This window comes from Mycobacterium fragae, from assembly GCF_002102185.1.
In the GTDB taxonomy this organism is placed as follows: Bacteria; Actinomycetota; Actinomycetes; order Mycobacteriales; family Mycobacteriaceae; genus Mycobacterium; species Mycobacterium fragae.
Genome location: NZ_LQOW01000026.1, coordinates 157,371 through 170,908, shown reverse-complemented (window position 1 = coordinate 170,908; position 13,538 = coordinate 157,371). Strand labels below are relative to the sequence as shown.

Here is a 13,538-nt window from a genome sequence, read left to right as displayed (position 1 = left end):
CTAGGAAGCTTTACGTAACAGGAACGCCAGCACGACGCTCTCGAAGGCGTCTTTCGCCTCGATCATCGTCCAGTGTCCGCAGTTGGCGAACACGTGCAATTCGGCATTGGGGATGGTGCGTATCGGGATCAGCGCCATGTCCAGCGGACTGACCCGATCGTCGAGGCCCCAGGTGATCAGCGTCGGTGCCTTGACCCGATGCAGCACCGCCCACGGCGGCGGCCCTTTGGACGACTCCATGGCCTTGGTCATCTGCGCGAACGCTTCCCTGCTGTACATCCGGCGCGCCCCGGCCAGCGTCTGCGGGTCGGTGGCATGGGTCCACCGTTCCTCGATGAGCTCGTCGGTTACCACCGCCGGGTCATAGACCATCGAATGCAACCAGCGAACCAGGCGATCCCGGGTGGGCTCTTCGGTGAACTCCTGCAGCAGCCTGATGCCCTCCGCCGGAGCCGGGCTGAACACGTTGCGGCCAATGCCGCCGATGGTCACCAAACGGCGCACCCGCTCGGGATGGGCGATCGCGAAGTTGAGCGCAATACCGCCGCCCATCGAGTTGCCGATGATGTCGACAACCTGCAAGCCGAGCGCGTCGACGAACCGCACAACCGCATCGAACGCGGTGACCATCGGGTGCCCGCCGAAATCGTCGCTGACCCCGAAGCCGGGGAATTCCAGGATCAGGCATCGGAAGAACTCGGAAAACGTGCCAACCACGCCGCGGAAGTTGCGCCATCCGGTCACCCCAGGCCCGGAGCCGTGCAGCATCAGCAGCGGCGGCCCGTCTCCGGCCTCGTGATAGCGCAGAACGCCTGCGTCGGTGGCGATTTCGCGAAGCGTACCTTCGTAGGTGACGTCGGCTGTCACGCGTGCGTCCCGCCGTCGATGCGGATCTCGGTGCCCGTGATGAACGCGCCGTCCTCGGACACCAACATCGCGATGACGCCGGCGACGACGGAAGGATCGGCCATCCCGGCGCCGCTGGATTCCAGCGTGGTGGGCATGATCGGTGACAGTTTGGCCAACAGCGACCAATCGCTGTCCGGCGGTAGGTATCCGGCTGTGGCATCGGTGATTCCGGACTTGATGCTGCCCGGCGCGACGCACACCGCGCGCAGGCCTTTACTTGCGTACTCGAGCGCGAGCGCATGGGTGAATGATTGGACCCCGCCCTTGCTCGCCGCGTACGCGGCCATATAGGGATGCGCGAACGAGGCCGAGGTGGAGCTGAAGTTCACGATCGCGCTGCGCGGACTCTGCAACAGCGTGGGCAGCGCCTCACGGACCACCAGGAAGGTCCCGGTCAGATTGACCCCGATGATCTGGTTCCACAGCTGCAAATCCATCTGCTCGGTGTGCGCGGCGCGCAGTATGCCCGCGGCATTGACCAGCGAATCAAGACCCCCCAACGTGTCCACCGCCGAGCGCACACCGTCGATAACCGACTTCTCGTCCCCGACATTCATCTCCAAGGTGGTCAGTCGGTCGCCGACGCCGGACTCTCCGGCGCGGGCCCTGGTCTTGTCCAGGCCGTCGGTGGAAATGTCGGCGGCGACGACCGCAGCGCCCTCGTCCAGCAGGCGCAGGGTCGTGGCTTGCCCGATGCCCGAGGCGGCGCCGGTCACCAGGATCCGATTGCCCTCTAGTCGCTTCATCTGAACTCCCGTCGGTGTCTACTGGCCCATTACGTATTTGACGGTTGGCCCGGCGGTCCAGCCGCCGTCCACGGCGATCTCCGCCCCGGTGACATAGGCGGCCTCGTCGGATAGCAGATAGCCCACGGCGCCGACGATCTCCTCGGGCAGGCCGACCCGGCCCATCGGCGTGTTCGGGTAGTTGCCTTCGCCGACCTGGATGCCGACGTGTGCGGTCATCGGGGTATAGGTCATACCGGGATGCACCGAATTGACCCGGATACGGTCGCCACCAAGTTCGACGGCGGCGATCTTCGTGAGCCCCCGCACACCCCACTTCGAGGCGCCGTAGCCGGCGGTACACGCCAGACCGAACAGCCCGGCCGCAGAAGAGATGTTGACGATCGAGCCACCGCCCGCCGAACGCATCGGCGCGATCACCGCTTGCATACCGTTGAACACTCCGACCAAGTTCACCTCCAGAACCGCCCGGAAGTGCTCGACTGGCTCGTGCTCGATGAACTGCCCGGTCGACACACCGGCATTGTTCACCAGGCCGTTGATGAGACCGAACTCGGCGATGCTGAACTGCACGGCGTCCGCCCACTGCCCGGGATCGGTGACGTCCAGGTGAACGTAACGCGCCTGTGCCCCAAGCTCGTTCGCCAGCTGCTCGCCGACGTCATCGAGTAGGTCCCCGACGACGACGCTGCCGCCGCGCGAGACAATGTGGCGCGCGAACGCGGCCCCGAGACCTCGAGCACCACCGCTGACGATGACGACCTTGTCGACCAGTTGTGCTGAATTACCGCTCATGTCAAGCAGTCCGGCATCAGGACGCCTTGATCAGGTTGAAGCCCTTGTAGCCCGCCTCGGCCACCTCGGCACAGATCTCGTTGTAGACAGCGAATCCACCGGTAAACAACATGAACACCCGCGGCTTGCCGGGAACGTTGGCGCCCAGGTACCAGGAGTTCGCCCTCGGGAAAAGCGTTGCCTGCGCACGCTGCGCGCACTCGGCAATCCAGTTGTCCACCGCCTCAGGGCTGGCCTCGATGGCGGTGTAGCCGTGCGCGTCCAGGTGGGCGATGCAGTCGGCGATCCAGTTCACGTGCGCTTCGGCGTGGAGCACCATATTGGCCAGCACGCCCGGCGCCCCCGGTCCGGAGAGAATGAACAGATTGGGGAAACCGTCGACGCCGAGACCCAGATACGTCCGCGGACCGTCCTTCCAGTCGTCGCGCAGCACCTCCCCGCCGCGGCCGACGATGTCGATCTTTGCCAGTGCACCGGTCATCGCGTCAAAACCGGTAGCCAAGACGATCGCGTCGACGTCGTAACGGGCATCGGTGGTATCGATCCCGGTCGCGTCGACCGACACGATCGGCGTTTTGCGCACGCTGACCAGCTTGACATGCGGCTTGTTGAAGGTCTGAAAATAGTTGGTGTCAGTACAGATACGCTTGGTTCCGATGGGATGGTCGTTCGGGATCAGCAAGTCGGCGGTCTGTGGATCGTCGATGACGGCACGAATCTTCTCCTCGTAGAACTTCCTTGCCTCTTCGTTCGCGACCGGGTCGCTCATCTGGTCCGGGAAGGTCTTGGAGAACAGCACACCGCCTAGCTGCCAACGTCTTTCAAACGCAGCTCGACGCTCTTCGGCGGATACCTCCATCGTGTTTTTCGGATGTGCGATATGCGGCGAGCCTCCGCCGCTTCGCCATGAAAGTCTGCGCCGGTCAGCGTATTTCGCCTTGATTTCCGCCATGTCCTCGGCGCTCAGCGGCTTGTTGCCCGCCGGAATGCTGAAGTTGGGCGTGCGTTGGAATACATAAAGTTGTGCCGCCTGTTCGGCGATGACCGGAATCGATTGGATACCCGAGGATCCGGTGCCGACCACCGCGACACGCTTGCCGGTGAAATCGACAGGTTCGTGCGGCCAACGGGCGGTGTGGTACACCTCGCCGGCAAAGGTGTCCAGCCCCGGGAAATCGGGTGTCAACGCGGCAGACAGCGGACCGGTGGCCATCAGGCAGAACCGGGCGGTGACGATCTCACCGCTGTCTGTGGTCACGGTCCAGTGCAGTGTTTGCTCATCGAGCACCACGGAGCTGACACGGGTGTTGAAGGTGATGTCCTGTCGCAGGTTGAGTTTGTCTGTGACCCAGTTGAGGTACCGCAGGATCTCGGGCTGGGTCGCATACTTCTCGGTCCAGTTCCACTCCTGCTGCAGTTCGTCGGAGAACGAGTAGGAGTAATCGACGCTCTCGACATCACAGCGGCACCCGGGATACCGGTTGAAGTACCAGGTGCCGCCGATGTCAGGGGCCGCTTCGAACACGCGTACCGACAGGCCCTGCGAGCGCAGCTTGTGCAAGGCATACAGGCCGGCGAATCCGGCACCGACAACCACGGCATCAAGGGTCACGATGGGATCGTATGCCCCATGTGTTCGTCCGCAACGAGTTGCTTCCCAGTCACCGGACGCCGCGGCTGCATTCGTCCGCTTAGCTGGTAATAACTTTTCCGCTCACCGGGATCGCCTTCCGTTTGGCACGGACTGAGGTAGACCATTACTAAGCCCCCACAGGTAAGGACGACAAACATGAGCGAGCGGGTACTTGATCGGATCATGGCGACGGCCGACCAGTTGCGCGAGCAGGCAGCAGAAGCGGAGCGGATCGGCCGGCTCACCGACGAGACGGTCAAGATCATGAAAGGCGCCGGCGTCATCCGGCTGCTGCAGCCCAAGAGTTACCAAGGGTTTGAGGTCCACCCCCGCGAGTGGGCCGAGACGACGATGGCCACCGCGGCACTGGATCCGGCCGCCGGCTGGATCGTCGGCGTGGTGGGCGTGCACCCGTACCAACTGGCCTATGCCGATCCGAAAGTGCCCGCCGAGATCTGGGCCGACGATGTCGACACCTGGATGGCGTCCCCGTACGCCCCGCAGGGTGTCGCCAAGCCGGTCGACGGCGGCTACATCTTCAACGGCCGCTGGCAGTTCAGCTCGGGTACCGACCACTGCGACTGGATCATCCTCGGAGCGATGCTCGGCGACGACAAGGGTGTACCGCTGATGCCGCCCCAGATGCTGCACATGATCCTGCCTCGCAAGGACTACGAGATCGTCGAAGACTCGTGGAACGTCGTCGGGCTGCGCGGCACCGGCTCAAAAGACATCATCGTCAAGGACGCGTTCGTCCCGACCTACCGGACGATGGATGCGACGAAGGTGATGGACGGCACCGCCCAACGCGAGGCCGGCATGACCGAGCCGCTGTATCTGATGCCGTGGTCGACGATGTTCCCGTTGGGCATCTCTGCGGCGACCATCGGCATCGCCGAGGGAGCGCTGGCCGCGCACCTGGACTACCAGCGTGAGCGCGTCGGCGCCACCGGAACCGCGATCAAGGACGACCCCTACGTCATGTACGCGATCGGCGAGGCGGCGGCCGACATCAACGCCGCCCGCCAGGAGCTGCTCGCGAACGTCGACCGCATCTACGACATTGTTGCTGCCGGCAAGGAGGTGTCGTTCGAAGACCGCGCCGCCGGCCGCCGCACACAAGTTCGCGCGGTGTGGCGCGCCGTGTCGGCCGTCGACGAGATCTTCGCCCGCTCGGGCGGCAACGCCGCCCGTATGGACAAGCCACTGCAGCGCTACTGGCGCGACGTGCACGTCGGCCACCTGCATGCCATCCATGTCCCCGGCACGGTGTATCACGCGTCGGCGCTGAGCTCGCTGGGCATCGATCCGCCCGAGGGCCCGCTGCGAGCGCTGATCTAGGAGAATGCACAAGTGAGCGACCTGAAAAGCCTTGGCTACATCACCATTTCGACCAACGACATCAGCGCTGGAGGCAGTTCGCTTTCGACGTCCTGGGTTTCGCGCAAGGCAAGGGGCCTAATCCTTCGGCGCTGTATCTGCGGATGGACGAGCGCGCCGCCCGGCTCATCGTGGTGCCCGACGAGTCCGACCGGGTGCTCACCGTCGGCTGGGAAGTGCGCGACCACCCGGCATTGCAGCGGGTCAAGGCCACCCTCGACGGTGCCGGGGTGCCGTCCAAGCAGCTCTCCACCGACGAGGCCGAGGCCCGCAGGGTGGAAGAGGTGATCACCTTCGAGGACCCCGCCGGCACCACGCTCGAGGTGTTCCACGGCGCGGTGCTCGACCACAGCCCCGTCGTCACCCCGTTCGGCGCGAGATTCGTGACCGGCGATCAGGGAATGGGCCATGTCGTCGTACCGGCCACCGATCCCAACGGGCTGTTCGACTTCTACACCGACGTACTGGGTTTCCGTTCCCGCGGCGCGTTCCGGGTACCTTTGCCCAAAGAGTTTGGCCCGGTACGGGTGCGCTTCCTCGGTATCAATGAGCGACACCACAGCCTGGCGATTGTCCCCGCCGCACACCAGCGCGACCCGCGCCTGGTCCACATCATGGTCGAAGTCGACACCCTCGACGCCGTGGGTCAGGCACTGGACCGTGTCAACGCCGAGGGCTTCCAGCTGTCCTCCACCCTCGGGCGCCACACCAACGACAAGATGGTGTCGTTCTACGTCCGCGCACCCGGCGACTGGGACATCGAATTCGGCACCGACGGCATGCGGGTCGATGAAACGTATTACACCGCAGAGGAAATCACGGCGGACAGCTACTGGGGCCACCAGTGGGTCGGCGAGATGCCTGCGGCGATGCGGTTATGACACCCGACACCGATGTCACACCCGTTGCGGCGTCGTCGATCACGTCGTGGGACTACGAGGCCGACGTAGTCATCGCCGGCTACGGGGTCGCCGGCGCCGCCGCCGCGGTCGAAGCGGCCCGCTCCGGTGCCGACGTCCTCGTGCTGGAGCGCACCGGATCCTGGGGCGGCGCCGCGGCGATGGCCGGCGGATTCATCTACCTCGGCGGCGGCACAGCGCTGCAAAAGGCTTGCGGCTTCGATGATTCCGTCGACAACATGGCGGCGTTCCTCAACGCGGCGATGGGACCCGGCGCCGACGAGAACCGCATCGCCGACTACTGCGCCGGCAGCGTCGCCCACTTCGACTGGCTCGTCGGCTGCGGTGTGGCGTTCAAAGCGGAGTTCTTCTCGGAGCCCGGCTGGGAACCGATGGGCGACCAGGGGTTGATGTACAGCGGCGGCGAAAATTCCTATCCGTTCAATACCATTGCCAACCCCGCCCCGCGTGGGCACGTCCCCCAGATGTCGAACAAGAAGCAGGGCGAAGCCAGCGCCGGCTACATGCTGATGAAGCCACTCGTCGAGACGGCCACGGCGGCGGGCGGGCGGGCGATTTACGACGTGCGGGTTCAGCGCCTGATCATTGAATCCGACGGCAGAGTGGTCGGGATCCGCGCCCGCCAATACGGCACCGATATGACGATTCGGGCGCGTACCGGGGTGGTGCTCGCGACGGGAAGCTTCGCCTACAACGAGGAAATGGTGACGCGCTATGCGCCGCGGATCGCCGGACGCCCGGCCGCGTCGATCGAACAACATGATGGGCAGGCCATCCGGATGGCGCAGGCGCTGGGCGCCGACCTCGCGCACATGGACGCTACCGAGGTGGCGATCTTCATCGACCCGCAACAGTTGGTGCGCGGCATTCTGGTCAACGGCCGGGGTCAACGCTATGTCCCAGAGGACACCTACCCCGGGCGGATCGGGCAGCTCACCCTCTACCAGCAGGACAACATCGCCTACCTCATCATCGACGGCGATGCCCAGGAGGAGGCGATGGCTTCGTGGTCGCCTCAGTTCATGTTGCGACAGCCCACCTGGGTGGCCGACACCGTTGCCGACCTGGAACGCGACATTGGGTTGGCCCCCAATTCGCTGCAGGCGACCGTGGCCGCCTACAACGAGAGCGCAGCTCGTGGCGAAGATCCACTCCTGCACAAGAAGCCCGAATGGGTGAAGCCGATCGGTTCCCCGGTCGGCGCCATCGATCTGCGGGAGAACACCGGCGGCTTCACGTTGGGCGGGCTCGCCACCACATTGGATGCCGAGGTGTTGCACGTCAGCGGTGAGCCGATCCCCGGCCTCTTCGCCGCGGGCCGTTCGACCGCCGGATTGGCCGCTTGGGGTTACGCCAGCGGCATTTCGCTCGGGGACGGCAGCTTCTACGGCCGCCGTGCCGGTCGCTCAGCAACCAAGGGCTGACCTGCGCTGAGCCGGCGAGCGTAACGCTACGGCGAAATATCGCGTTGAAGTCCGCCAGGACGCTACGCTCGCGGGCCTTTCACGTTCGCGTGACAGCGGTCACACAGCTGTGATATAAACCTATATTACTAACAGTCATATAGCAGCCAGATATACCCGGCCTTGGAGGGCCCATGTCAGCGCCTGTCGAAACAACCACCCCGAGCGCGGTCATCGATCGCATCGCCCTCGTCCTCGATGCATTCGACGGACCGGGACGGCTGACGCTGGCCCAGATCGTTCGCCGCACCGGCTTGCCCCGCTCGTCCGCGCACCGGATGCTCGACCGCCTGGTGCAGCTGCGCTGGCTGCGTCGCAGTGGCCGCGACTATGAGCTCGGCATGCGGCTGGTGGAGCTGGGCTCCTTGGCGGTGCACCAGGACCGCCTCGTGCGGGCGGCCACCCCGTTGCTGGGCGAACTGCACCGCGCCACCGGACTCGTCGTGCACCTCGCGGTGCTGGATGACTCCGACGTTGTCTACCTCGAGAAGATCGGCGAGCGGACGATCGGTGCGATCCCCACCCGGGTCGGCGGCCGGCAGCCGGCGCACTGCACCGCCGTCGGCAAGGCGATCCTGGCCTACCGCGACGAGGACGCCGCGGTGGATCTGCATGCCCGCAAGACCAAGTACTCGATCTCCAGCAGCTCGCAACTTGCAGTCGAACTGGCCAAGGTGCGGGCCCACGGCGTCGCGTTCGAGCGCGAGGAGTCGCTGCTCGGGTTCGGCTGTGTCGCCGCCCCCATCGGCAGCCCCGGCGAGGCCGTCGCCGCGGTGTCGGTGTGCGGTCCGATGAATCGCATGATGTTCGATCGACGTCTGGCCGCGCCGGTACGGATGACCGCGATGGGCATCTGGCGCAACGTCGAGGGCGGCCCACAGCGGGTTGCCCCGACCCTGCAGCCGTTGCGGCCATTGCTGCCCCGGCGCCCGACCGCGGCGTCGCGGCCCGCCTTGCAGTACGCGTGAACCTCGATCCGCAAATCGCCGAGCTGATCGAGCAGCTCGACGCCGGCTTCCCGCCTGTCCACACCATGACCGGCGCTCGGGCCAGGGCGATCATCCGTTCCCGGTTCGTTCCGCCGATGCAACGCAAGCCCGTCGCCGAGGTCCGCGACGAGACCATTGCGGGCCCCGACGGCGAGATCCCGGTCCGTATCTACCGGCCTTGCCGCGGTGACGACGGTCGCCTGCCGATTCTGGTGTATGCACACGGCGGTGGTTTCGTGTTCTGCGATCTCGACAGCCACGACGAGCTGTGCCGCGACCTCGCGAATCTTTTTCCTGCCGTTGTGATTTCGGTGGGCTATCGGCTGGCTCCGGAGAATCCATGGCCGGCCGCAGCTGAGGACGTCTACGCGGTCACCCGATGGGCGGCCGACAACGCGGAAGCCGTTGTGGTGGGCGGGGACAGCGCGGGAGGAAACCTGGCCGCTGTCACCGCGTTGATGGCGCGCGACCGCGGCGGTCCCCTGCTTAGGTGTCAGATGTTGCTCTATCCGGTGATTGCAGCCGACTTCGACAACGAGTCGTATCGCTTGTTCGGCAAGGGTTTCTACAATCCGAAGCCTGCGCTGCAGTGGTATTGGGACCAGTACGTGCCTGCCCTGCCCGACCGGGGGCATCCGTACGCCTCGCCTCTGCGGGCGAACCTGAAAGGACTACCGCCAGCAGTGGTGGTCGTCGCCGGTCACGATCCGCTTCGCGACGAGGGCATCGCCTACGCTCAGGCGCTCGACGCAGCGGGCGTGGCCACGGCGCGATGCGCCTTCGACGGGGCCATCCACGGGTTCATGACGATGCCGATGCTCGACATCGCGCATGAAGCCCGGAAGCAGGCGTGCCTGGAACTGACCCGACTGCTTCGCTCAGATTGCCATGGCTGACGGTCGGGTGTTCGTCATCGACAGGGTGGTGACCAAGCCCGGATGCGCCAGGAATTTCGTCGACACATACCTCGCCGAATATGCGCCCGGTGCCCGCTCCCGCGGCATGACGCTGCGCAACGTCCTTGTCAGTCCCCCGATCTGGCTCGAGGAACAACCGAATACCGTCACCATCACCTGGACGCTGCCCAGCGTCCAGGCATGGTGGGAGATGACGTGGAAGGGCCGGCCGGATCCGGAACTGGGCGAATGGTGGCGCCGGATAGGCGAACTGGTTGTGGAACGGTCGCGGTCGGTCGCCGCGGCCGCCGATGACGTCGACGGCCTCTGCGATGTATAGCGTCACGCGCCTTGTCGACGTCTCCGACACAGAGCATGACCACGTCCTCGGGTCCGTGCGCGCCGCGGCCGAAGCGACCCGCGCACGTCGCCAGCTCGTCGAGCCGACGCTGCCCGGATCTCGTAATGGCGGCGATATCCTGGTCCACTTGAGGTTCGACTCCATAAGTCAATGGCTATCGGCGGCAGGCACTTTCGATGCTAGCCTCGAGGCTCTCTCGATCACGCGGGTCAACGGAGCTGCTTATTCGGGTGTCCCGACGCGCAACGGCAGTGACGCCGGCACCGTGTATCGCACCCTGTTGTTGCGCGTGCAGCCGGATACAGACCCCGGGACCGTCGCACGCTTCGAAGACGAGCTGCGCTCGATGCCCCGCTACATACCGGCGATCCGGGCGTGGCAGCTGAACCGTGTCGACGATGCGATCGGAACGGCACAGTGGACTCATGTGTTCGAGCAGGAGTTCAGCGATGTCGACGGTTTGATGGGCCCCTACCTGATGCATCCGATCCACTGGGCGGTCGTCGACCGGTGGTTCGACCCGGAATGCCCGGACGTGATCATCCGGGATCGCGTGTGCCACAGCTTCTGTGCCATGCCCCGCCCGGTGCTGAGTTAGATCCCCGCGGCCAGGATGTTCGGATTAACGTTGGCGGGCGGTTCGACTGGCGGCAGCTCGTCTTTACCGTCGAGGCTGTGCACCGGCAGCCGCTGCGACCACGAGTAGTGCAGGCTGAACGCCACCAAGCCAGTGCGCTTGACAGCGGGCAGATGGCACATCGCGAGCACGGTCTCGGCCAGATACTCGACCGGCTCGGTGGGAAAAGACTCTGGAATCAGTTGTGCTGCACCGGGTGTGCGGACCGCAGTGGATGGGCTCACGCAGTTGACGGCGATGTTGGCGTCGAGTAATTCGGCGGCCACACCCTGAGTAAAGCGATGAAGGGCGGCCTTGCACGACGCATAGACGACGTCGCCGGAAGACTTGTTGTATTCCCGGTAGGGCCGAATTGGGGCTACACCGGTGACCGAGCCGATGTTGACTATCCACCCACCGCCCTGTTTGCGCATGTGTGGCACGGCAGCCTTGGTCAGGACGAACGGTGTCCGGAGATAGTGCTCGACGGTCCGGTCGAACGTCTCCAGCGACATGTCCTCGACCACCGCGTAGTCGGCGAAACCAGCGTTGTTGACCAGGATGTCGATGCGGCCGGTGCGGTCGACCACCGCGTCGACCAACCCGTCGCGTGACTCGGCATCCTCGAGGTCGGCGGTCAGTCCGAACGCCGTTCCGCCGGCGTCTTCGATCAGGGCGACGGTCTCGTCGATGGTACCGGGCAGCGCGGTCGACGCCCCCGCCCGAATGGACTCCGATGGCGTGCGGGCGCGCGCCGTGACCGCGATGGTCGCACCTTCGGCGGCCAACCGCTGAGCAATCGCGCGTCCGATTCCGCGGCTACTGCCGGTCACCAATGCTGTTTTGCCAGTGAGTAATTGCGTCATCGCAGCGTGAAGTGCTCCTCGATCGGCGCGCGATGCTGATGCCAGACGTCGACCAGCCGGTACGGTGTGGCCACCACCACCCGCCCCGAACCCGACCGGTAGTAGGTGTGCGCGTTCGGCGTGTGGCACCACACGGTGCGGCTCATCGCCTCATCGATCGCCGCGACGTACTCGTCGTAAGCCTGCTGGGTGACCTCCATGGTGGTGGCGCCGCGCAGCGCCATCAGCTGCAGGCATTCGATGATGTAGTGGGCCAGCACCTCCATCGAGAAATTCGCGCCCGCACCGTGGCCCGGGCTGTAGTTCGGCGCCGACATGGTGAACAGGTTGGGGAAGCCGGGAACCGTTCCGCCGCGGTATGCGCGCGGGCTGTCGCCCCACTCGTCGACCAACCTCTTACCGTCGCGGCCACGGATGTCGATAGTGGACAGGAAGTCCAGGTAGTAACCGGTGGCATAGACGATGACGTCGAGGTCGATCTGCCGACCATCTTGGGTGACAATGCCTTTCGCGTTGATCTCGGCCGGTTCGCTCACTTCCACGTCGACGTGTTCGCGCGTCAACGCCGCGTAGTACCCGCCGGGATCGCGGATGATCCGCTTGCCGTACGGGGCGAAGTCCGGGGTGACCTTCTTCGCCAGCTCGGTGTCTTTGCCGAACGTCTGCTCGATGTACTCCAAGCACAGTTGCAGCAGCACATCGTTGGCCGGGGAGATGGATAGATGGTCCTTGGCCCACTCCGGGTCCTGCAGGATGACCGGGTGGTTGTTGTCCGCCGTTCCCCAATACGACTTCAGGCGGTTCCACTTCGCGTAGTACGGCAGGTGCCGCCCCAGGTAACGCCGATGTGCGGGCACCTCGTCGGTCAGCCGTTTCCGAGGTGCCACCCAGTGCGGCTGACGCTGGAACACCGTCAGGTGCTCCACTTGGTCGACGCACGCGTCGACGATCTGCACGGCGGTGCACCCCGCCCCGATGATCGCCACCTTCTTGCCGGTGAGGTCCAGCGACGAGTCCCACAAAGCAGAGTGAATGCTGGTGCCCGCGAACGTATCCCGACCCTTGACATCGGGCCATCGCGGGCGGTTGAGGTAGCCGGCCGCGGTGACCACGACGCTGGCGTAGCTCACGTCGCGCTGCCCGTCGGCGTCGACCGAGCGGATCTGCCACTGCCTGCGATCGTCGTCCCACCACAGCGCATCTACCTCGGTGCGGAACCGAGTGTGCTCGCGCAGCTTGTGCTTGTCGGCCAAGGCCACCAAATAGGCCTGATACTCCGCACCTTGCGGGTAGTAGCTGCTCCAGTCCGCGTTCACCTCACGCGACAGTGAGTAATACGCCGACGGCGTGTCGACGCCGATGCCCGGGTACGTGGTGGTCAGCCAGGTTCCGCCGACCTCGGCGTTGCGGTCGAAGATCTGATAGGACACGCCCTCCTCGGCGGCTGCCAGAGCGACGCTGATCCCAGCGATACCGGCACCGATGATGGCTAGCTTCACGGTGTCGGGGATCGCCACCGTGCGCGGCAACGTCGGCTGCGACCGCTGGAAGCCGCCCTGCTCGAGCAGCAGGTCCACATGCTCGTCGTCCACCTCGCAGCCCAGCGCCAAGGGCAGCAATCGGGCGAAGAGGACACGGTCGTCGGCGGGCAGCGCGTCGGCGCGCCGGGGCTGGCTCAGCGCATCGACGACTGCGTTCACCAGCGCCTCCGCCGTATCGGAGTCGGTCACGCCGGCCCGCTCGGGCGGGTCGGGGACGTGCGAGATCTTCGGCGCGTAGGCATCGATCACCGATGGGTCGCCGGTGAGCTGGGCCAGCACCGCCACCAGGACACCCGGATCGGCCTGACGCAGGTTCTTCCGAAGCTCGTCGGGGTCAGGAGGGACCGGGTCGACGGGCGACGTCGATTCCGTGGCGACGCTCATGGCGTCGAGTATCGAAGCGGCGAGAGACTTACAGCCAGC

Annotated in this window: 12 protein-coding genes and 1 pseudogene; 7 read left to right on the top strand and 6 right to left on the bottom strand. The window is 65.4% G+C overall.

All coding sequences use genetic code 11. The annotated features are described in order from the left end of the window. The 4 genes from AWC06_RS15235 to AWC06_RS15220 are packed head-to-tail and all read right to left on the bottom strand — an operon-like array spanning position 1 to position 4,062. Complete coding sequence (locus tag AWC06_RS15235) at positions 1 to 867, bottom strand: alpha/beta fold hydrolase (RefSeq protein WP_085198823.1); 867 nt, start codon at positions 865 to 867, stop codon at positions 1 to 3. Continuing rightward, a complete protein-coding gene (locus AWC06_RS15230) occupies positions 864 to 1,655 on the bottom strand; it encodes an SDR family NAD(P)-dependent oxidoreductase (protein WP_085198822.1) in 792 nt (263 codons plus the stop codon). Before AWC06_RS15230 ends, AWC06_RS15235 begins: the two co-directional genes overlap by 4 nt. Before the next feature lie 18 nt (positions 1,656 to 1,673). Beyond that, positions 1,674 to 2,450: an SDR family oxidoreductase gene (locus AWC06_RS15225; protein ID WP_085198821.1), complete on the bottom strand. Its 777-nt coding sequence runs from the start codon at positions 2,448 to 2,450 to the stop codon at positions 1,674 to 1,676. Between the two features lie 16 nt (positions 2,451 to 2,466). Beyond that, positions 2,467 to 4,062 carry a flavin-containing monooxygenase gene (locus AWC06_RS15220; RefSeq protein WP_227370959.1) on the bottom strand — a complete coding sequence of 532 codons (1,596 nt, stop codon included), beginning with the start codon at positions 4,060 to 4,062 and terminating at the stop codon, positions 2,467 to 2,469. A 177-nt stretch (positions 4,063 to 4,239) separates the two neighbouring features. Between AWC06_RS15220 and AWC06_RS15215 the strand changes: the two genes are divergently transcribed. From AWC06_RS15215 to AWC06_RS15185, 7 genes and pseudogenes are all read left to right on the top strand, one after another. Beyond that, positions 4,240 to 5,424 carry an acyl-CoA dehydrogenase family protein gene (locus tag AWC06_RS15215; RefSeq protein WP_085198820.1) on the top strand — a complete coding sequence of 395 codons (1,185 nt, stop codon included), beginning with the start codon at positions 4,240 to 4,242 and terminating at the stop codon, positions 5,422 to 5,424. 12 nt (positions 5,425 to 5,436) lie between these two features. Beyond that, a pseudogene (bphC, locus tag AWC06_RS15210) lies at positions 5,437 to 6,344 on the top strand (biphenyl-2,3-diol 1,2-dioxygenase). Next, positions 6,341 to 7,807 (top strand): FAD-dependent oxidoreductase, encoded by a 1,467-nt coding sequence (locus AWC06_RS15205; protein ID WP_085198819.1) that lies wholly within the window; start codon positions 6,341 to 6,343, stop codon positions 7,805 to 7,807. The pseudogene bphC and the gene AWC06_RS15205 overlap by 4 nt, the downstream one beginning before the upstream one ends. A 173-nt stretch (positions 7,808 to 7,980) precedes the next feature. Further along, positions 7,981 to 8,814: an IclR family transcriptional regulator gene (locus AWC06_RS15200; RefSeq protein WP_085198818.1), complete on the top strand. Its 834-nt coding sequence runs from the start codon at positions 7,981 to 7,983 to the stop codon at positions 8,812 to 8,814. Next, entirely contained in the window at positions 8,811 to 9,731 is a 921-nt protein-coding gene (locus AWC06_RS15195) for an alpha/beta hydrolase (protein ID WP_085198817.1), read from the top strand. The genes AWC06_RS15200 and AWC06_RS15195 overlap by 4 nt, the downstream gene beginning before the upstream one ends. Beyond that, the gene (locus tag AWC06_RS15190; RefSeq protein WP_085198816.1) at positions 9,724 to 10,071 is read left to right on the top strand and encodes a hypothetical protein; all 348 of its coding nucleotides are present in this window, start codon (positions 9,724 to 9,726) and stop codon (positions 10,069 to 10,071) included. Before AWC06_RS15195 ends, AWC06_RS15190 begins: the two co-directional genes overlap by 8 nt. Further along, complete coding sequence (locus AWC06_RS15185; protein ID WP_085198815.1) at positions 10,064 to 10,690, top strand: Dabb family protein; 627 nt, start codon at positions 10,064 to 10,066, stop codon at positions 10,688 to 10,690. The genes AWC06_RS15190 and AWC06_RS15185 overlap by 8 nt, the downstream gene beginning before the upstream one ends. Here AWC06_RS15185 and AWC06_RS15180 read toward each other — a convergent pair. Then, positions 10,687 to 11,574: an SDR family NAD(P)-dependent oxidoreductase gene (locus AWC06_RS15180; protein WP_085198814.1), complete on the bottom strand. Its 888-nt coding sequence runs from the start codon at positions 11,572 to 11,574 to the stop codon at positions 10,687 to 10,689. The genes AWC06_RS15185 and AWC06_RS15180 overlap by 4 nt on opposite strands. Beyond that, positions 11,571 to 13,499, bottom strand: a complete 1,929-nt coding sequence (locus tag AWC06_RS15175) for a flavin-containing monooxygenase (RefSeq protein WP_085198813.1) — start codon at positions 13,497 to 13,499, stop codon at positions 11,571 to 11,573. The genes AWC06_RS15180 and AWC06_RS15175 overlap by 4 nt, the downstream gene beginning before the upstream one ends. Between the last annotated feature and the right edge of the window lie 39 nt (positions 13,500 to 13,538).